13 protein-coding genes are annotated in these 21,382 nt (G+C 47.7%); 8 read left to right on the forward strand and 5 right to left on the reverse strand.

What is annotated here, in order from left to right; translation table 11 throughout:
* Positions 1-133: 133 nt before the first annotated feature.
* Complete coding sequence (locus ACUHMQ_RS03405) at positions 134-2,050, reverse strand: ricin-type beta-trefoil lectin domain protein (RefSeq protein WP_445294043.1); 1,917 nt, start codon at positions 2,048-2,050, stop codon at positions 134-136.
* Between the two features lie 704 nt (positions 2,051-2,754).
* On the opposite strand from ACUHMQ_RS03405, the gene ACUHMQ_RS03410 reads away from it, so the two are divergent.
* The 6 genes from ACUHMQ_RS03410 to ACUHMQ_RS03435 all read left to right on the forward strand — a co-directional run bounded on the left by ACUHMQ_RS03410 (position 2,755) and on the right by ACUHMQ_RS03435 (position 9,324).
* Positions 2,755-2,901 carry a hypothetical protein gene (locus tag ACUHMQ_RS03410; RefSeq protein WP_445294044.1) on the forward strand — a complete coding sequence of 49 codons (147 nt, stop codon included), beginning with the start codon at positions 2,755-2,757 and terminating at the stop codon, positions 2,899-2,901.
* A 389-nt stretch (positions 2,902-3,290) separates the two neighbouring features.
* Entirely contained in the window at positions 3,291-4,247 is a 957-nt protein-coding gene (locus ACUHMQ_RS03415) for an aKG-HExxH-type peptide beta-hydroxylase (protein WP_445294045.1), read from the forward strand.
* Positions 4,248-4,469: 222 nt separating this feature from the next.
* A complete protein-coding gene (locus ACUHMQ_RS03420) occupies positions 4,470-5,537 on the forward strand; it encodes a cupin-like domain-containing protein (protein WP_445294046.1) in 1,068 nt (355 codons plus the stop codon).
* Between the two features lie 113 nt (positions 5,538-5,650).
* Complete coding sequence (locus ACUHMQ_RS03425; protein ID WP_445294047.1) at positions 5,651-6,835, forward strand: MFS transporter; 1,185 nt, start codon at positions 5,651-5,653, stop codon at positions 6,833-6,835.
* A gap of 106 nt (positions 6,836-6,941) precedes the next feature.
* Positions 6,942-8,048: a HesA/MoeB/ThiF family protein gene (locus ACUHMQ_RS03430; protein ID WP_445294048.1), complete on the forward strand. Its 1,107-nt coding sequence runs from the start codon at positions 6,942-6,944 to the stop codon at positions 8,046-8,048.
* Between the two features lie 31 nt (positions 8,049-8,079).
* The gene (locus ACUHMQ_RS03435) at positions 8,080-9,324 is read left to right on the forward strand and encodes a YcaO-like family protein (RefSeq protein WP_445294049.1); all 1,245 of its coding nucleotides are present in this window, start codon (positions 8,080-8,082) and stop codon (positions 9,322-9,324) included.
* 160 nt (positions 9,325-9,484) lie between these two features.
* On the opposite strand, the gene ACUHMQ_RS03440 is transcribed toward ACUHMQ_RS03435, so the two are convergent.
* Both ACUHMQ_RS03440 and ACUHMQ_RS03445 read right to left on the reverse strand, forming a co-directional pair.
* Positions 9,485-12,238: a TonB-dependent receptor plug domain-containing protein gene (locus ACUHMQ_RS03440; protein ID WP_445294050.1), complete on the reverse strand. Its 2,754-nt coding sequence runs from the start codon at positions 12,236-12,238 to the stop codon at positions 9,485-9,487.
* A gap of 420 nt (positions 12,239-12,658) precedes the next feature.
* Complete coding sequence (locus ACUHMQ_RS03445; RefSeq protein ID WP_445294051.1) at positions 12,659-15,478, reverse strand: TonB-dependent receptor domain-containing protein; 2,820 nt, start codon at positions 15,476-15,478, stop codon at positions 12,659-12,661.
* 299 nt (positions 15,479-15,777) lie between these two features.
* Here ACUHMQ_RS03445 and ACUHMQ_RS03450 point away from each other — a divergent pair, with 299 nt between their 5' ends.
* A complete protein-coding gene (locus ACUHMQ_RS03450) occupies positions 15,778-17,592 on the forward strand; it encodes a phosphoenolpyruvate carboxykinase (GTP) (RefSeq protein ID WP_445294052.1) in 1,815 nt (604 codons plus the stop codon).
* A gap of 203 nt (positions 17,593-17,795) precedes the next feature.
* The gene (bla, locus tag ACUHMQ_RS03455; RefSeq protein WP_445294053.1) at positions 17,796-18,683 is read left to right on the forward strand and encodes a class A beta-lactamase; all 888 of its coding nucleotides are present in this window, start codon (positions 17,796-17,798) and stop codon (positions 18,681-18,683) included.
* 400 nt (positions 18,684-19,083) lie between these two features.
* Here the strand turns inward: bla and ACUHMQ_RS03460 are convergent, their stop codons facing one another.
* Both ACUHMQ_RS03460 and ACUHMQ_RS03465 read right to left on the reverse strand, forming a co-directional pair.
* Positions 19,084-19,512 (reverse strand): hypothetical protein, encoded by a 429-nt coding sequence (locus ACUHMQ_RS03460; RefSeq protein ID WP_445294054.1) that lies wholly within the window; start codon positions 19,510-19,512, stop codon positions 19,084-19,086.
* A gap of 574 nt (positions 19,513-20,086) precedes the next feature.
* A complete protein-coding gene (locus ACUHMQ_RS03465) occupies positions 20,087-21,346 on the reverse strand; it encodes a 6-phosphofructokinase (RefSeq protein WP_445294055.1) in 1,260 nt (419 codons plus the stop codon).
* Positions 21,347-21,382 lie beyond the last annotated feature (36 nt).

Consider the following 21,382-nt stretch of genomic DNA (forward strand, 5'->3'; position numbering starts at 1 on the left):
GAACAGGTACTACGGGTTGGCACTGTAACCCGCTATCAGGAATATTCAAGTTTTGGCGCTCGGGTAGCCTGAGAGTGGAATACCCTCGGGCTACTTGAATCCATATGCTTTGTGTTTGCCAAATGAATAAAGATCACTCTGGGCGAATTACATAGGGTTTCCATGATCTAGTGGCCGCAGTGGAAGGCTGGGTATGCCCATCATCATTGGTCAGCCTGATAAGCGCCGTATCGGAAGAAGAGCTAGTTGAAGCAATATTCAACCACTTTTCTTCAAACTGGTTGATGAGCTTACTCTTGTCATTCTCTTCACCACCCCATGTCCATTCCTGGTGCGCACCTTGTTCGCATGCCTTGGTAATTAGGCGATCATAATTTCCGCTCATATCCAGACTAAGGCATTGCTGCGGATTTTCGAACGAGAGATATTGATTATTGGAAGTATATCCCCATGTCTGCGCTTTACTTCCATTACAGGCTTGCCCTTGTACTTCCCTATTTTCACCCACCATGGTCAGGCAATATAAGCCACGGTTGCGATGTGCCTTCAAGATGACAGGCACTTCTGATAAGAAATAAGGGGAGTTCCAATCAATGGTGACTTCGTTGAGCAAAGAGATATTATTAAAGTCTAAATAGGTAGGCATGTCATTGCTATTGTATGGAACATAGGTATAAATCATTCCTACCTCTGCTTCTGAGTAGACCTTAAATGTTGACTTTGCCTTCTTGCTAAAGGGGGCAAGGTAAGTAGCAATATAGCCGGGGATAAAATTAGAGTAAGAAATTGCACTGAACTCCCGACTTCTAACGGGCCAGGCACCATTATTTACAGATGATCTTGAATCCAGTAGGCCAGGGTTACTTGGCCTTGACCATCTTATATTAAAGACATTTCCAACAGTACTATTTATCGTCTCATATTCATTTGCATTGTATGTAACACTTACTTGGTTTTGCCTTCTGTTAAGCGAGCTTGCTTGAAACCCAACTTTAGGCCCTTGGGAGTTTATTTCGAAACTGGCTGAATATCCTTCATCAACAAAAATTGTCGATGTTTCAGTTATTTGAGTATTTGGGTTCTTGTTATGTGGCAAGTGGTCTATTAGCGTAATGCCTGTGTCACCCGGTTCAATGCGGGTGACGTACTTTTCAGCAAACGGACCGAAACGTGTATTTCTTTTTCCATTATATGTAAATTCTGTATTTACAGAGGATTGACTGTTAGCCAGATGCCAACCTGCCCCACTTAACCCAGTTAGACCAGAGCTGAATCGTACAATTTTCCCTTCTGGCGTCGCTGCAATAGTTGGACTGTTTTTTGACGGGATATAATCGAGCCTTACCTGAGTATTGAAAGAAGCTTTGCCATCACAGGGATCAAATGATCCATCCAAGTATTTAGTCCCCCAGAAATTTCTCGTGACTTCTTTCTTGACTGGGCAGGAAATATTTTCATGGAAGAAATGAAGAAACACGGTCTTACCGACGTGATAATTATCCGTATTGCGTTTGCTCCTTTTCGAAGATTTCTCAAATGCAGTCTTTAATAATGCTTTTGGTATTAAATATTCATGCCGGGCCGTTGGGCTGATACTGTAATAATAGATGTTCCCGTCGCTATTGCGCTTTAGTAAGACTAAGGATTTATTCAGTTCAATACCATTAATATTTGACGAAATCTTATTTACTGCTGTTGCAGTTTGAGCCTGTGTTTCGTCTAAAATTACTACGTAATCGTTATTCAGCAGCTCTCTGATACTAGGCAGTAACTCACCTAGTTTCTCTGAGTTTAGATAACTTAAGTTAAAGTATGCGTGCTGTCTGTTGGCTTTTATTGGGTTCTCAGTTTTCTTGCTCTTGTTTAAGGTGTCTAAAATTGAATTTCCAGCAGCCGATGGGAAGCCATAGCCAATTACTTGGCTATCTGTATTTGTTGTAGGTGAGGTGATCATCAACGATTGTGCAAATACAATTTGTACAGTTACATACAAAATACTTGCCAAACCCAAGTGCTTAGCTCCAGCGTACTTACGATTACAGGTATACATGCTAAATCCTTTGCAGTGTAGTAATGTATAAATTAGAAAACATTAATGCGACTGCGTAATAGGAAACATAGTTCCTGCTAAATTCAGCAATACTGGCTATATAAATTAAATTTTGAACTATTAATTTAGCATCAATCTGTTTGGTGATTGCACGCTAGCTAAGAACCCATAATGCTTCAGGAATGTTCCGTTCCAGTACACGGTGAGACTAAACATCTAAGTAAGCTTTAGCGGATTACCTGTGTATATCCAGTTCTTTATTAGATTCTGTGAGATTTAGCATGACGTGGGATATATAACTTTGGGGTCTGAAAAATAGGCAATCACTTGATCCGGCGCTCTCCTATGCCTGTAGATTGCAGTCGAATTCAAGCCAATCTTCTCAGTAGTAAGTGAGCTTGCATGCCTTCACTGAACTAGCCTGTACCAGAAGTCAAACCTAGTGTGATGGTATTTTGCAACAAAGTTTCTTTCGCTACTCTCTCTTAAAAAACTTCAGAACAAGTCAATTCATTAAATATCTGAACTAATAAAATCAAAGCCTTATCGGTGGAATTGGATTGAGAAACCGGATTGCTTAGGGATCTACTTAGGTGCCTCAATGACTTCTTATTTTATATATTGATGCAAAGTGTTTTGTACGGAAAAGTTTTTTGATTAGACTCGATACGCCTTTTTGATTAAAAAATAATGGAGTTCTTAAGATGACCAAACACACCGCAGAAATTGCTGTTAACGATGCAGAAATTAAGGTGTCCTCACAGGAAAACGCACTTATTGAAATTGAGCAAGTGAGTGCGGATGATCTGCCTATGTTTCGCGTTCTGCTTCAGAATGAATATCAAGGCTAATAAGTAGTTTTTGCAATTCCGGTCCCATCCTCTTAATTTTGTGTGGGATCGGAAAATACAACTTAGTGCTTCGGGGAAAACAATTCTACGAATATGGGTCTGAAGGAGTGCTGTTACACCATCTCATCGCATTAAGTTTTTGCTAGATGCCGACTTGGTACAGCAATGAACGGAAAGGTAAGATGGGTGCGCCTACGTGCTGCAAGAAATCAAACCATCCAGATCATTCTGACCTGCAGGAGCAGCTGAGTTGGACAGTACCGGATTACAGTACCGTTAGCTGATGTGAAGCAACATTGACGTAAAGATCCAGTACAACGCCGTAGTGAGCCTTATCCCCGCTGGTGAAACAGCGCCTGTTATTAAATTAGACTTTAAAAGAAAATACCATGCACATTGACTGGCAGCCGAACGCTGAGATTGCCTGTGTTGAACGCTCCAAGCTGGCACAACGATTTCTTGGTTTTTTAAAGAAGAAGTGCCCACAAGATATTGACGAATATGTAAGTAATGAAAAAGGTCTGGATATAGACCTGATGCTTGATCCAAGTTTGATAAGTTGCTGCTACGAGATCAATTCATATAGCGATGATCATCTATCGGGGGCAACAGATCGTGTAATAAGAGCAATACAATCCGCAAGTGAGAGTCAAAAGAGACGTACATTATATGAGCAAGACTATGCAATCCCATTTGATCTGAAGTATGTAGATACTGACTTTTTCCGGCCTATTGAAAGAGGTTTGGAAATGGCGCGGCAAGCAGTCAAGGATGCGGAGCTACAGTCTTTGAGTAGGGAGCTTGACGATGAAGAAAAAAGAATCGTTGCAAACGCATGTAAGATAATACGGGAAGTTTGGCCTGAAGCTTATACTGAACTATATACATACGTTAAGCGATTACATTTCTTTGATAGCAAAACTGCAATTGGCTTTGTTGATTTTGAAGCAAATGGCACGATTTTCTTGCGATACAAAACAATTAATAATCCCGTTAAGTTGGCAGAGGAAATTCTGCATGAGGCCGGGCATGTAAAGCTGAATTGTACTCTGGCAAATTCACCTCTCTTTCTAAATGATCCTGCCGAAACCTATTCATCTCCATTGCGACGAGACCCGCGCCCCATGTTTGGCATATTCCATCAAGTGTTTGTGCTGGCTCGTTTGCATCAATACTATACTAGACTCATTAAAAATGGTCAGACAGTAAGTACACCGATTGATTTGATAGAGTCTCATATTGAGCAAGCGATCAAAGTAGTGACTGACCACGCTAAATTAACCCCCTCTGGAAAATCAATGGTTGACAGCATCATGCTATATGCTGCACATATAAAAAGTGCATGATAAGCATTAAGGTAAAATTCTGCCCCATAGGCACTGAGAAATTGTTCAATTTTGGTACGGTTGAATAGCCAGTGGCTTCTTGAAACATGTCAAGCAGCCACTTCGCCTCAGTCACGCTTCATATTTCAATTTATTTTCAAAATCAATTGTCTTTGAATTCAAAGTGCACCAATGCACATTTGAATCCATAAACATAAGACTAGTTTACCCAGAATACTTAATATGAGAAATATTAACCAATTGCATCTTAATGATGCAAAGAAGCAATTCGGTAATTATATTAAGTCACGAACTCCCGTTGTGATTAAAGGACTTTTTGCTGGAAGCTTCCTTGAGCAGTTAACAGATTTTAATACTGCGCTCGATAGGTGGTCCAATGTTCAACTTTCTGTATGTAATGAACATTTTTATGATGTTCAGCGATACGAAGATGCCTGTACCCAGGTATACCAGACTGTATGCCTGGGTGAATTTTTCCAGAAAATTAGGGAGAAAGCATTTCACCCACGGATGTTGAGTTCCGCGCGTGTTGCACCAAAAGATATAGTTGCTGATTTGAATATGGAGCACATGGCACTCTTGGTGGACGACGTGGCAGAAATTCGCCCCTACTTTTTTGCAGGTGCAAAAGGGAATTTTGCTCATCTTCATTATGATGGTGACTATAAGCACGTATTGCATTACCAGATATGTGGAAGAAAGACATTTGTATTGATTGATCCTACCCAAACAAGAAAGCTATTACCATCCAGAAATTGGAGCTGCGTGAGTTTGGAGAATTTCACACTAAGTGATTTTCACACCTTTTTGGATATGGTAGACGGATGGACGATAACGTTGGAGCCAGGTGATACGATCTATATGCCTCCAACATTTTGGCATTACGTAGCGTATGAAGAGGATTCACTGTCGGTCGCCTTCCGGTATGGGAGAAGTAAGTTGGCTGGCATCCTATCTACAAAATTTCATGAAGACGTAGCGCTTCAACGGCTCGTTTATGAGCTTGGTGGGCCGGTTGATACTCGTTCCGAAGTTCTTCGATTTTTCAAGGATCTTATTGAGATTTACAATAGGCAGTATCAAGATTCATTGCATAAATTCCATACAATCGATGCGAAGTATAGAGAGATAAGAGCCTATTTTGGTATCGACATAAATAGCGGATATTTCTTTGCTCCTGATGTTATTGCCGAGAACACAAACTTACGGATGCTTCGAAGCGGCTACTATTACAGTGACTTTGATAAAGAGAATGTAATTGATGCCTCATCTATTCCAATGCTAGGATAATCTCTAAATTAATCCGATTTCTTTGCTAGATTTTTGTGTGTGTCCAGATGTGGAATGTCCATTGGTTTAATAAGGGCCAAAACTCGAAGTCGATCGCATTTAGGACATTCTGGTTGGGGGAAACGATCTCATTGCTTGGTAGCCAACTTTCTATCGTTGCTCTGCCAATTATCGCCCTTCAGGGGTTGGGCTTGTCCACCCCTCAGTATGTGTCTCTATTTACATTTGCAGCTTTAGCCAACATTATTTTCGGAATAATATCCGGGCTAGTTTGTGACTTGCAGCGAAGTACGACATTAATGTTGGCATCAGTTGCAGCCAGGGCCAGCTGCGTTTTTCTAATTGCACAGATGTTTGCTGACGGGCATCTCACAATGCTGGTGCTCGCAATACTGTTAACTTTGGATCGTAGCGCAAGAATTTTGTTTGATTCAGCAGTGAATGTATTCATTTACGATACTCAGAGAAAAGACATTCTTTCTGCGACGTCAAAAATTGCCACAAGTCAATCACTTGCAAGTATTGTGGGTGCAGCAGTCGCTGGGCTAGTTATCACTGAAATTTCCCTTCCTAATGCAATGTATTTGGATTGCATAAGTTATGCCATTTCCTTTTGTTTGATATTTCTTATTAGGGGATCTGTAGATATTCCTTTAGGCACGGGGCATAAAGAAATATTTATGCAGCGTTTTCGTAATGGACTAAGTGCAATTTGGGAAGATTCAAAGCTCCGAGCCTTGCTATATTTGGGCGGAAACTGGTGCTTGTTCTCTTCAGCTTTTGAATTGCTTTCGTCGGTGATTTATGTAAAGTATTTGGGTTTCAATGCACAAGAACTTTCAATTCAGTTTTCTTTGGTTGGGGGAGGTATGCTTATTGGAAACCTTACCTTGGTGAGATTGAAATCAAGTGCTGTAGTGCAACTGAGGAATTTGTATATTGTTCAGTTTGCAGGGTATTTTACCGGTGTATTATTTGTTGCACTTTATTTCTTTGGTTGTAAAAACGTTTGGGCTTTTGGTGTGATTTCTTTCCTTTTAGGGTTGGTGTATGCCACGAGAAATGCTCTGTCTATTACGCTGCGCCAAGAAAATATTCGATTGAATATGAGTGGTAGAGTTAATTCAGTTTTCAGTTCTTTGATTTGGATAATTTACCCATTAGTAGGCATTTTGGTTAGTTATGTTTCTGCATGGATCGATGCGACGAGTATTTTTTTTCTCATAACCGTAGCTGCCATAGTACTGAGCTTGATCAAAAAACTTTTCGTTACCACAACGCAGGAGCAACCGTGTTAAATGCTATAGGTAACTAAATAGTTTTGTCCCGTGTATACGGATTTGTATGTGGAGGGGTGGTAACGAATATCCCTGCCGTGACTTGGCTACTAGGTAAAAGCTGACTATGAAAAAGCTATTAATTACAAGAGCAAACTTTAAAGTAATCTGTAGTAGCCCTAATGAGTATTTTTTCTTTGATAAAGATGGCGTAAGTTTCAAACTGAAGGCTCAAACAGCAGATGAGGCTCATAGGCTATGTGCTGCACTTATCACCGGCTTGCCTGTTAGTAACGATCTGTCAGAATCTTTCGAATTGCACGGATTTTCTCTGCAATCACTTCAGGCGTCGCAAGCTTTGCTAAAGCATGGTGCTTTGGAAATAATTGACAATTTGCCAGATTTTACGGATCGACTAAATCAGGAATTTCGAAGAGAAATTGAATATTTCTCTGATACAGCAAGTATTGGGACTTCTGGGACAGCATGTTTTGAGCGAGTTCGGCAATCTAGTATTTTAATGATTGGTATGGGAAGCTTGGGCTCATGGGTTTTTCAACACCTTTGTGCAAATGGTGTGGGTAAGATAGTCGTGGTTGATGGCGATGAAGTTGAGCTCTCAAATTTGCCGAGACAGACTTTGTTTGATCATCAGCATTTGGCAAAAAGTAAGGTTTATTCTGCCGCTGAGATTGCTACTAGGCAGTTTCCGCATACCACGGTTACACCCATTCACCAATTTGTAGAGTCAATTAAACATATTAATTATCTAATAGCTAAATATGGGAAATTTGACTTGATGGTGCTGACAGCTGATTCCCCTCGTTGGGAAATCGCTCGGTGGGCGGCATCTGCAGCCAAAATTACTGGCACACCACTTATTCGAGGAACAAGCCAAGGTATCGGTCCGTTGTATTTGCCCGGAGAGTCAGCATGTCCATACTGCGAATGGGCATGGTTCCATGAGAAAGAACCCAACGCACAACGGATCGCTATGCTTACAGCCCAGCTACCAAGGCGTAGTACCGGAGCTTTAAGTACCATCGTGAGTATGAGTGGCGCGCTCCTTGCCATGCAGTCTTTGACTTACCTCTCAGGGGTTTCGCTTCCTGAAACTATTGACCATCAATTGATGATAAAGCCTGGCGGGCTTGGAATCAGCAAAGTCCTCTATTCAAAGCATGAGCTGTGTATGGCATGTGCCGAGCCATACACAGAATCCGTTGATGGTTAAAGATTGTTGATTTCAGATATGAATCATTCCAATGGATAGCGTTTCCAATTCTGAATACCAATACGATGGGATCGCATCATCGCGCCAGGTAAAAATTGAGCCCTATGCTGTCACGAGCTCGGGGCTTCTAATAGGTCGAACTGCGATAAGAATACGAAGTGCGGACAATTCCCTTTATCAGCTTACCGGCGCCTCACTAGGGATAGATGAAGCCTCTACGAGGCTACGTGCTTTTGCTGAATTGGTTGAGCGATTATCTGCATTCCAATCGCAGTTTACAGCGGAAGTTATTAATAGAAGCTACACAACTTTTGATGATTTGAACGATGCTTGTGCTATCAAGCCAAGCAGTCTGCAACATTTCAAAGCATTACCGGAACTGCTGCTGGATTCGAGGAATCCTGATACTTGCAGTCTAAGCTGGGTTATTGGGAGGAGGGTTCTTACTGAGTCCCCAGTATGGGTTCCCGCGCTTGCAGCTTTCTTGTGGTGGAAGGTGAAGGAGAATGATTGTCTGTTTTTGTGGCCGAGTGCAACAGGACTTGCCGCCGGAACAGAAATTGAAGCAGCGGAAATGCATGGGCTTCTTGAAGTAGTTGAACGAGACGTTTGCATGCTCTCGTGGAGGGTTCCGGGCTTCCCTCTATATCGACTGTCTGCTGAAGAACTGCCTGACTACCTCCAGGAAGAGTTGTTACGTCATCAACTCGTTGTAAATCTATATATCTATAGCCAAGCCAATTTCCCTTCTGTTGTTATTTCTATGATGACTCGAACGGACGGCTCGGCGCTTACATGCGGGTCGGCGGCTGGATTTAAGATTGCCCACATTGCGGAGAAGGCTGTGCTGGAGTCTTTGATGCTTCGCTGGACAATTGCACGAGAGCCTAATACATCAGTATTTGAAGATGCGTTGCCAACCAACTCATTTGGCCATGTACTCTATGCTTATCACCACCCCAAGCCGATATTGGATTGGTATTCAAATGCGTGCATTGGTGACTTTAAACCTGAGCCACAATGTATCTTTTCTAAGAAAGGGATTATTTCCGCTGTGGAGGAAGAGTATGGCAGTAGTGTTGTGAGCGTTGATCTCACTACAGCGCAGGCTCGGAAAAGCGGCTGGTGTGTAGTTCGGGTGGTCGTTGCAAATGCACTTCCCAGAGAGACTGACCATCGCCTTATCCATGATGGTGGTGCTCGTCTCATGCAAATTTGCGATCGCTATAACGTTGACTATTCAAAAATCAATTTAAGTCCTAATCCGTTTGGTTAGATTTACCTAAAGGTGATGTCTCTTTGGGGTGTTATCTGAATCTGGGGCTACCATCCAAATTCTTATGACAAACCAACTTCTGTCGCGCCAGCCATCAATCTGATACGGGGCGCTGTCGTACTGGTAGGTTTGGTTCGCAGCACCCCTTGCAACGGTTGAATTAGAACTGATAACCCATCGCCAGTTTGACTTCCCTATCGCGATAGATGAATCCATTACGCAGGTTGACCGGGTAGTCGCGTCCCAGCAGATTAAACACGTTTATGCCAGTAGTAAGGTTCTTGAAGCCTGTGTAAGTGACGGTAAGGTCTGTACGCAGGTCTGAGCTGACTTTGCAGTACTGCGCCGGGTAGCCTTTCTTTGCACAACCGTCGAGGTTATAACTGTTCTCGTCATACAGATGGTAGAGCGATGTCCCAGCCACATAGTAGAGGCGCAACGAGGTGGACCATGGCCCTCTTGCCAAGCTGGTCTTTAGCGTCGCGCGTAACCGAGGATAGCCATAGCGACCGATATAGTTGGCCTGCCATGTATTTGCATCTCCATCGTAAGTCTGGTGCTTGAGCATATAGGTCGCTTCAAGCCCAACGCCGACACGACCGATATTTGCCAGATTAAAGCGGTTGTCGATATCGATGTCGACACCCGATACACGTGTACGAAGCAGGTTTTCGTACTGCAAGGACATGCGCTGGACCTGTCCTACATCCCAGGTGTAAGACTGCCCGGTGATTTGGGACGCACGCTGGGCAAAGTATAAATCCATGGCCGAAACCGATTGGCGATCAAGCACAGTTTCAAAATTGGGTTTGCCTTCGTTCTTCAGCACATAGGCTGGTAGGCGGTTGCGTATCTCGTTTTTGCGCTCGATAGCAAAGTAATCCGCCGCCAAACTGAAATGCTGGTTGGGTTCGAAGACGAAGCCGATCGACTTGCTGGTTGAAGTCTCGGGCTGGATCGCCGGGTTGGCCTTGATGATGACAGGGACTTCGATACTGCAGCCGCTATCAAATGCGAGGTTCGCATCGTTGATATCGGTAGCGTTGCCGGTACGTAATGCGTTGCGGATAGCAGTTGCGGTGACGCATCGCCGCGGGTCTTCCTGCCGGTGGAAACGACCTGTAAGCCCGCCTTGCCCCATTTGCTCGGGAATATTGGGGGCGCGAAAGCCTTCGGCGTAGGTACCGCGGAGCAGCAGCTTGCGAATTGGGTGAAAGCGGAACCCTACTTTGGGGCTGATGCGGTCGTTGGTACCCGCCTTGTCGTAGCGTGCAGCAGCAGATATCTCCAAATCTTTAATGACAGGAATGCTCAGTTCAGTAAAGAGAGCACTTAGTCGCCGGCGGCCATCGACATCGAATCCGCCGCGGTTGACGATTTCAGCGCGTTGGATGTTTTCTGACGAGCTGATCTTCAACGACTCTTCACGTAGGTCGAACCCAAATGCAATGGCGAGTGGTCCAGAAGGCAGGTCCCACACCTCGCCGGAAATTTTGCCGTCGATGAAGTTCTGGTAGGTCTTGCCTGTCATGCCGATGTTGGGAAACAGGCGCGCCAGGACTTCGTTGTTATTACGTTCGCCTATCCTATACTCCCCACTGGTGACGAGCTGGGTCAGTGCTTGGGCATTGGGCGAACCGCGTTCATTGGAATCAGTATCCGTTCCGATGCGGCCTATTGCGGCATTCCAGTCCCATTCGCGCACACTGCCTTCCAGGCCGGCGAGCAGGCGGTATTGGTTTGATGTGACCTCACGCTTGAAGAGGCTTACATCATCCATGAACCTATATTCGATGCCGACAGGGAAAGTATAAGGATTGGCTGGGTTACCAACAGCCAGGGTAGGGTAGGCCATTGAGTTGACCTCGCCGGTCATGCCATTGAGCCACTTGGCAGGCGCCATGGCAGAACGGAAGGCATAAGGCTCGTGCCGGTAGGTGTTCTGAGTACGCGAGTAGCTGAATTCACCAAAGCCACCTAAATCGGAATCAAACCTAAAGCGCGTGCCGCTGTGGATGTTGATTCGCTTGGCAGGGCTGATTATTTCAACCGTGTCGTTAAGGCTTACTTTGCATGCTCCATCGACAATCTGCGTAGTAGGGCAGTTGTACATGGGGCGACGGTTTACGCCGTTGGCTGGGTCAAAGAGGTTGCCCGGGTAAGACGTCGAGTTCGGCTGCCGCAGGGCAGGGTTGACATAAGCGGTGTGCCATTCTGGATAAGCCCCCAGGATGTCCGCTTGGTTATAACCCTCTCGGCGATACAACTCGATATGGCCAAAGAGGTTATATCCATCGCTTGCCAAATCCCCAGTACCAGCCGTTACTGTGGCGGTGTGTTGTGTACCGACATGCTTATCAAGAGGGCTTTGCGTGCTGGCAGTGGTAGACAACCCAGAGAATGTCTTGCGGGTAATGATATTGACCACGCCAGCGATGGCATCAGAGCCATAAATGGCAGATGCCCCATCTTTAAGGATTTCCACCCGTTCGATTACCTCCGTGGGGATGGTATCGATATTGACGAAATTTTCTTTGGCGCCATCAGCCAAGCCGTAGTACGAAATACGGCGGCCATTGACCAGTGTCAACGTAGCCCTTTTACTCAAGCCCCTTAATGCAAGGCCAGATGCACCACTGGCGAAACCTTTTCCAGAATTGACGTCTGAGAGTGCTGCAGGGTCTGCCGCCGTTATCGTATCGAGCAGCTGGCGTAATGTATTGGCGCCTGTCTGTTTGATTTCTTCGCGGCGGATAATCTGTACCGGCGCCTGGGTTTCTCTAGTCAACCGTTTGATGTTTGAACCAGTAACTTCGATTTTTTCTGCATGCTGAAGCGAGGGGTCTTCTGCTGCGAATGCTATTTCGGTACTACCTAGTGTTGCCACTGCAATTGCGAGGTACTGCTTTTTCACACCAACATCCTTTGTTTTCAATTTATTACAGTCAGCTTGATTGCTGTGATTTATTTTTTAATAAAATCAGAATTAAATTCTATTTGTTAAATCACAGTATGCGATCAGGTTTTTGTTATTGAATGAAATGACGGGTGAATTGTTGTTTAAAAGACTCGTTTAAATATGATGTATTTTCTATTCTATTTTTTATATTTGAATTGAATTCTCTTTGTTGCTTTTCTTTTCTTGAATTAAATGCGTGATCCAGGGTGTTGGATAAATGGGGTAATAAAAAAGCCCCCGGCAGGGCGGGGGCTTTGAACGGCGCACAAATTGTGCGTTATGAATCGTAATTAGGTCGTTATAACCTGTTCAGGATCTGTAACGGGCAGCTGTCAGCAGGGTACAGCGTTGCACAGTAAGATCGTGAATAGGTTATTAGAAGAATTTGTACTCCAGACCCAAATTCACAACACGGCCCATGGCATTGGCCAATTCAAGTATTTGCGGTGAGATACCGCCACCGTCGCTACCCCAGGCACGTTGGTCGAATTGCTGGCGGTTGAATATGTTTCTTACAAACAGCGAGGCTGTCATATTCTTAACCCCGGTGTATGCCATCGAATAATCCACGCGGGTGAAACTGTCGACCCGGCAATCTGCTTCGGGGATGCCTTTCTTATTGCAATCTGCGATCGTATAGTTTGGATCGTCAAAATCTGCCTGTAATGAAGTGGCGCTTTGGTGTTTGACGCGGATGCTATTGGAAAAGGCCCCAGTCTTCAGTTTGAATGTTACATCCCCAGTCAGCCGTGGAGTCTTATAACGCCCCGCTTGATTGTCGCCCCAGTCGTTCCTACCCTCGCTGAATTTGCGCAGCATTAATAGATAGGTGGCATTCAGTTCTGTCGTCAGCAAACCAATAGCGCCGAGGTTCTTGCGTACCGTGAAATTGAAGTCCACACCATCGGTCTTGGTTTTGGAAACGTTTTTGAATTTGCTGATCATCGATTCAAGCGCGCCAACTGTAACGCCATATTGGGCTTGCTCAGCGAGGCTGAAGGTACGGTCATTCGCAGTGAGGGGCTTGCGCGTGATGATGCCTGGTGCGAGCGAGTCTTCCCGATTAAGCAAGTCGTCGTAACTGTCGATTCGGATCTCATTCTTACGTTCGATACGCCAATAATCAGCGCTCATATTGAAGCTTTGCACTGGCTCGAATACAAAACCGAAACTAAGGCTCTTGCTTTCTTCGGGCTTGATATCGGGGTTATTGGTTACTTTGCTGAAAAGGCCGGCACTGCACTCGCTGCTGGTAATCGTATCTGCGCGAGCCAGTAATACGGTCTTTTGTGGGTCGGAGCTGGGTAGTGCGTTAGCTTGCGCGGTCAAGTCTCTTGCAAGTGCAGTCGCTGCGCCGCAACGTTTGGGATCGTTGGCGGAGTCGAAAGCGGTTTTCAAGGTCTGCGCGCTTTCGGATAAGTTGGGCGCACGGAACCCAGTCTCGATGCTGCCGCGCAAGACCAGGTTTCTGTTCGGTTGGTAACGCAACGCCAGCTTGGGCGAAATATGCGGGTCCAGACGTGGGTATTTATCAATGCGTGCTGCAACCTGCGCTTCGAGATCTTTAAGGACTGGGATGCTCAGTTCACCAAATAAGGAGCCAAATGTGCGCGATGAATCCGATGCGCTGAACCCATAGCCGACGATGTCGCCTGCTCGCAGATTGGCCGAGGTATCCACTTGCAGGGTTTCATGGCGGATATCGATACCGGCAGCGAAGCCCATTGGGCCATTGGCCAGTTCAGCCAACTCACCCGACAGCTTGGCATCGGCAAAGTTGACCTTGGTTTTGCCAAAGAAACTGTACTCGGGGAACAGTTCGCTCAACACGTCTGCACTGTTGGGCTGACCGATCTTGTATGTACGGTTGAAGAACAAGGGGTCACCACCATTAACAGCAGCGGTGTAATCGCCAATGTGCTTCAAAAAGCCAGTCTCGCTGAAGCTGCCGCGTAGAGTATTGGTCGCTTTGGAGCCAAGCTGACCCAAAGCCGCATCCCAGTCGTAGTCACCCAGCGTGCCTTTAATACCTGCGAGCGCGCGATATTGCGATGCATCTGATTTGTTGCTTGCCCCTGAATCGGCAAAACGATAACGCAGCCCAGCCAGGTCACCCGTTGTATTAAGGGGGTGGGTCGTAGGCAACGGCGCCGTCTTATCCATGTACTTGATTTGCCCCGTCAGAGGGTTTGCCCAGGTTGGGCCACCCGTTCCCCATACGCCATATGTACTCAAATATTCGGTCGTTATTTTTGAATACGTTACATCACCATATGCCTGTAAGCCGTTGCCGAGGTCCAAGGTGCCGGAGGCCATGAAGTTACCGCGCTTTGACTCGGGGGTCATATTGATGCGTGAGTAACGGTCGTACATGCATAGGCCATTGGCGGCCGGCGTACAGCCCGGAACAGGAACAATGGTTCCGTTCACGTTATCTTCGATATTGCCGGGGTACGAATAGCTGGAGTAGCTGCCTAAGTTGGCATTGAAACGACGAGCATCGGGGTGGATATAACCCAGGCCGTCGCGCCAGTTTGACCCATCCCGTTCGAACAGCTCTGCATTGAACATCACGTTGTAGCGGTCTTCTGCCAGAGAGCCCATCCCGCCGGTAATGCTGGCGCTTTTGCTGCCAAACAGTCCTCGCTGAATCGAGTTGCTATAGGTGGCTTTGGCTTGCATGCCCCGGTAGTCCTTACGGGTGATGATGTTGATCACTCCTGCAACGGCGTCGGAGCCGTAAATCGCTGACGCGCCGCTTTTGAGAATATCGACCCGTTCAACGACTTCGAGTGGAAGTGAGTCGATATTGGTAATGGTCTCTGCGTAGTCTGGTGTACCGAAGGCTGCAATCCGTCGGCCGTTGAGCAGGATCAAGGTGGATGAGGTGCCCAGGTTGCGGAGCGAAGTTGACGAAGCACCTGATGCGAAGGAGTTGTCACCCGTGATGTCGCTCAGTCCCCCTGTCGCCACCGACATCGATTCAAGCGCGTCTTTAATCGTCAGCGCCCCCGTAGCTGCGATGTTTTCCTTGGTGATCATCTGTACGGGGATGGCAGTTTCTTTTGTAGTACGTTTGATATTTGAACCAGTAATAACAATTTTTTCCGCTTTTTGTGGCGTCGTATCCGCGGCGTGTGCAGTCGTCAGGCTGCCGATGGCTGCGACGGCGGCGGCCAATATTTTGATTTGCATTGCAATTCCCTCTTTTTATGTCTAGTGCGTCAGACGCACCTTCTGTGTGAAGGCCGTGAGCGCCATAACGCTAGCATGGGCCTAGGGTTTACCCTGACGACAGAACGGAGGGGAATGGTTGCTTGTAGCCTGATTGCAACACTCAGGTTAGGAGGAGTACTGTTTTGTAGTTTTATTTCCGCCACTACATTTTTGACGACTACGCCAAGCTTTTTTGCGAAAATAAATCTACCTCACAGCTGTCGATATCGACAAAACGCTGTACGAATCTTCGCCATCGCCCAAAGAGATCACATCGCATGCAGTTCGCCCCTCCTGCCTATATCCAGCATCAAGCCCTGCTCAACTGGGTAGCCAAAGTTGCCGCACTGACCAAGCCCGATGCCATACATTGGGTCGATGGTTCTGAAGAAGAGAATGAAATGTTGCTGGCCCGGATGGTGGCTGCCGGTACATTGAAAAAGCTTAACCCAGCCAAACGACGCAATAGTTACGCCGCTTTTTCCGACCCGAGCGATGTCGCGCGGGTGGAAGACCGTACCTATGTTTGCTCGAAAGAAAAGGTCGATGCCGGCCCGAACAACAACTGGATGGCTCCGGCAGAAATGCGCACGACGTTGGACGGCCTGTTCGACGGTTGCATGCGTGGCCGTACCCTGTATGTCATTCCATTCAGCATGGGGCCTTTGGGCTCGCCGATTGCCCACATCGGCATCGAGGTAACCGATTCGCCCTATGTTGTTGCATCAATGCGCATCATGACCCGTATGGGTCGTGCTGTTTACGACGTCTTGGGTAAGGATGGCGACTTTGTGCCGTGTGTGCACTCGGTGGGCGCGCCGTTGGCAGCGGGACAAGCCGATGTGGCATGGCCGTGCAACAAAGATACCAAGTACATTGTTCATTTCCCCGAAACCCGCGAGATCTGGTCTTTCGGCTCGGGCTATGGTGGCAATGCCTTGCTGGGCAAGAAGTGCTTCGCGCTGCGTATTGCGTCCACCATGGGGCGCGACCAGGGCTGGCTGGCGGAACACATGCTGATTCTTGGCGTGGAAAATCCGCAGGGCAAAAAGCATTACGTGGCGGCGGCTTTCCCTTCCGCCTGCGGCAAGACCAACTTTGCGATGCTGATCCCCCCCAAGACTTATGCCGGCTGGAAGGTCACCACAGTGGGCGACGATATTGCCTGGATCAAGCCAAGCGCTGACGGCAAGCTGTACGCCATCAACCCGGAGAATGGCTATTTCGGTGTGGCGCCTGGGACGTCAGTGAAGTCGAACCCGAACGCCATGGCCATGCTGAACGAAAACGTGATCTTCACCAATGTCGCGTTGACGGATGATGGTGATGTCTGGTGGGAAGGCATGAGCAAGGAAGTACCGGTTCATTTGACGGATTGGCAAGGTAAGGATTGGACGCCCGCCTCGGGTACGAAGGCGGCGCATCCCAATGCCCGCTTCACAGTATCCGCCGCCCAGTGCCCGTCGCTTGATGCCGCCTGGAACGACCCGGCAGGCGTACCGATTTCGGCCTTTATCTTCGGCGGTCGGCGCTCGTCCACTGTGCCCTTGGTGTTCGAAGCCAAGAGTTGGGAAGACGGTGTATATATGGCGGCAACCATGGGTTCGGAAACCACCGCGGCAGCCGTTGGCGCGACCGGCCAGACCCGACGCGATCCTTTCGCCATGCTGCCGTTCTGTGGCTACCACATGGGGGACTATTTCCAGCATTGGCTCAGCATGGGCGAGAAGGTCAAGCAGCATGCCCCGCATATTTTCTGCGTGAACTGGTTCCGCGTGGATGAAGAGGGCAAGTTCATCTGGCCAGGTTTTGGCGACAATATGCGTGTGCTTGAATGGATGGTGGGGCGTATTACAGGACAAGCCAAGGCAAAGGAAACCTTGCTGGGTTGGGCGCCTGACTATGCTGACTTAAACTGGACCGACCTTGCCGAGATGAACCCGGTATTGTTCGAAAAGCTGATGTCGTTGGATACAGAAACCTGGCGGCATGAATTGCAGCTGCACGATGAGTGGCTGGCCAAGTTGTCAGACCGGCTTCCAGTCGCGCTGTCTGTCAAACGTAGGCGTTTGGGCGAGGCATTGGCGGGTTGATGCCAACATAGCTTGTAAAAGGCCACCTTTATAGGTGGCTTTTTTATGCCGTTTTCGCCGGCTGATTCCCGACGGACTGCCTGAAAGCGGGTTGTAATCAGTATCACCAGCAACGTACGCGTTACACCTGAGACAGTGAACTGGGGAGCCTTAGCTTTGCTTAGCAGTCACAATCGGCCTTCCCCCTGCCATAGGAAAATAACATGAGTCACTCACCTGCCCGTCGTTCACTGTTGCTTGCCGCAGCATTGACCCCCTTCGCCAGCGCATGTTCTTCTTTTCTAGGGGGTAAGCGTGGTGCTAATCCGGCGCAGAGCCGGCTTGCCGCGCTGGAAACGGTATCGGGCGGGCGGCTGGGTGTTGCAGCCTTAAATTCAGCCAATGGTGAACTGCTGGTTCACCGTGCGGACGAGCGTTTCCCGTTCTGTAGCACATTCAAGGTGATGGCCTCCGCGGCTATCCTGAAACACAGCGAAACCAGAAGTGGTTTCCTGGAAAAACTCATTACGTATACAAAAGACGACTTGGTTAATTATTCACCGATCACGGAGAAGCACATCAGTGACGGCATGACAGTGGCGGCGCTATGCGCGGCTACTATCCAGTACAGCGATAATGCCGCGGCCAATTTGTTGATGAAGCAGATTGGCGGCCCTGCTGCCGTGACTGCGTTTGCGCGTTCGGTTGGCGATAGCCAATTCCGACTCGACCGTTGGGAAACCGAACTCAATACTGCTATTCCGGGCGACCCACGTGATACCTCCACGCCGGCTGCAATGGCAAAAACACTGCAACGGTTGACGCTGGGAGATGCATTGGGGGCATCGCAGCGCGACAAGCTTGTGGAATGGATGCGAGGCAATACAACCGGTGCCACGAGAATACGTGCTGGTGTACCGGCAGATTGGGTAGTAGGGGATAAAACCGGTACAGGCGACTACGGCACGACCAATGATATTGGCGTCGTATGGCCGACAGGCAAGGCGCCTATCGTAATTACTGTCTATTTCACACAGCCCAGCAAAGACGCAAAAGCCCGCAACGATGTGATCGCGTCGGCTTCGAGGATTGTGGCCGAGGCGTGGGGTTAGTACGTTGCTGCAAGAGTCGGCTACGCGTCAGCGACACGGTGTTGAGAACCCCCGAGGAATGCTCACTTAAGCTGTGTAAATTCCTCTTCCTTCCTTGCTTTCGCCTTGTTTTGCCTTAGCTCGCGAGACTTTGGACTGAGACTAAGAGTCGCTAACAAAACCCAGCGAAGCGATGTTGGCTAGGCGCGCAAGCGTAGGCAGTGTAGGTACGGCAAGCTTGCGCAACAACGCCAGAAGGGTTTTGTTAGCGACTCTAAAAGGTGGTTAACACAAGTTCGCTACTGCTATGTACGAACTTGTGTGCCTTGGCTGTTGGAGCTGGAATTATTGGTAATGAGATAAGCCGGCGACTGTAGTCAGAATTAAAATAAGCTTTCCTGTATTTAAATAAGTCCAAGACTTAATTTTCCGCTATGCTGTGAATAGTCTCAAAAGAATCAGTTACTTCATTGCCCCAAATTTGTATAGCTTCGTTAAATTGAGTACCCGATGTATTACTGCTTGGTGTTCCAACATAAAGGCGTACGCTTGGAAAGTTGCAAAATAAAGTTCGGTTAATTACTGGAATAGAGAGCATGCCTGAATATTTGTCATTCGCTTCTGTAGTGACTTCAGCCACGATTTCCAGATAAATACAATGTGAATCGCCCTTGGCAAAAGAACTGACGACCCAAACTCTATTTACAACCAGATCGCACTCATGGGCTGTTTTGAAGTAAGGGTCTTGCCAACTTATCGAGACCTTGGATTTTTTGCACAGACTGGCGCAAATTCTTTCGAGCAAGCACGAAAAGTATTTTCGTGGCAGGCTATTTTCCATCGTTTTCATATCGATTACAGCTTATCTATTAAGGCATGGCTAGGGGGTAAGTATTAGCCGGTGCATTATTTTCGAGAATCAACGCCTTTTGAGCGCCAAGTTGAGAACAGGATAGATGTAAGAATGTCTGTTTAATTGTTTAACGTTGTGCTTCTTCTTTATGGGTGATGACAGGTGAATATTGGTAATTGTTGCTAATTGTTATTTGTATTTATATTAATGGTAACGGTAATAACGGTTACGCTAATGAGGGAAGTGCCAATGAGGCTAACGCCAATATGTTCGCTTTCTGATTTGCTACCTAGGTGCAGGAGTAGCTTATTTCCATGCAGGGCAGAAAGACGAGTTTTGGATAACCGGGCGGTGGCTCTCAGCATATTGAGATAGCTGAACTTACTAGTGTTGAACAGGTGCTTACAGTTACTGAGATGGGGGCCTGATGCGACCGGTGCAACGTGTCCCCCTTAGTGTTCAAGAGGCAGCCTTGTCAGCAACTTAGGGGGACTTAATGCAGTAGAGGAATTTGTGCAACACGTGGCCAATTGGCCACGTGCAGTAAGATCGTAAACAGGTTCTTAGGGCTTTAAATCTTGAATTCCGGCAATTTCTTTGCGACGGTATGGTTTTGTAGCCTTACATAGTCAGGCAGGCCATTCTTGAACGGTGGGTAGTCTTCGCCTTCGATCAATGGTGAGAGGTAGCGGCGGCAGGCATCGGTGATATGAAAGCCATCGGGCGAGATGAAATCGCGCGGCATGAACTTTTCGACGTTGGCGACTTGGCTCAATGGGGCCTCGGCAATGTCCCATTTGTACGGTGCGTCGTTCAGGCGACGTATTGCTGGCATGACTGAATTCTTACCTGCCAGCGCCATTTCAACGGCGGCCTTCCCAAGCGCATAGGCCTGCTCGACATCGGTTTTGCTGGCGATATGCCGGGCTGCGCGTTGCAGGTAGTCAGCTACTGCCCAGTGATATTTGTAGCCGAGCTTGTCTTTCACAAGCTGGGCAATCGTAGGGGCGACGCCACCCAGCTGTGCGTGGCCAAAGGCATCCTTCAAGCCGGTTTCGGAAAGGAACTTGCCGTCCTTGTTCTTGATGCCTTCTGACACGCCGATCACGCAGTGGTCGTATTTTTCCACCGAGGCTTTCACTTTGGCGAGGAAAGCAGCTTCGTCGAACTCGATTTCTGGGAACAGCAGGATATGTGGACCTTCGCCTTCGCTCTCGGCTGCAAGGCCGCATGCGGCGGTAATCCACCCTGCGTGCCGGCCCATGACTTCGAGGATAAAGACCTTGGTCGAGGTCTTGGCCATCGAGGCGACGTCGTAGCCGGCTTCACGGATCGAGGTGGCAACATACTTGGCGACCGAGCCAAAACCAGGGCAGCAGTCTGTAATAGGCAGGTCGTTGTCCACGGTCTTGGGCACATGGATAGCCTGGATGGGGTAACCCATGGTTTCGGACAGTTGGGCCACTTTGTAGCAGGTATCGGCAGAGTCACCACCACCGTTGTAGAAGAAGTAGCCGATGTTGTGGGCCTTGAAGACTTCGATCAGGCGTTCGTACTGTTCCTTGTGGGTATCCAGACTCTTGAGCTTGTAGCGGCAGGACCCAAAAGCGCCAGAGGGTGTGTGCTTGAGTCGGGCAATGTCGGCAGCGCTTTCACGCGAGGTATCGATCAGCTCTTCGGTTAATGCGCCGATAATGCCATTGCGGCCTGCGTAGACCGTGCCAATACGGTCACCATGTTGGCGGGCGGCTTCGATGACGCCGGCGGCGGAGGCGTTAATGACGGCGGTAACCCCGCCCGATTGGGCATAAAAGGCGTTTTTGATGCTCATGAATACTCCAAGGGAATGGTGTTGCGGCTAGGTGGC

It is taken from the genome of Chitinimonas violaceus, assembly GCF_052601015.1.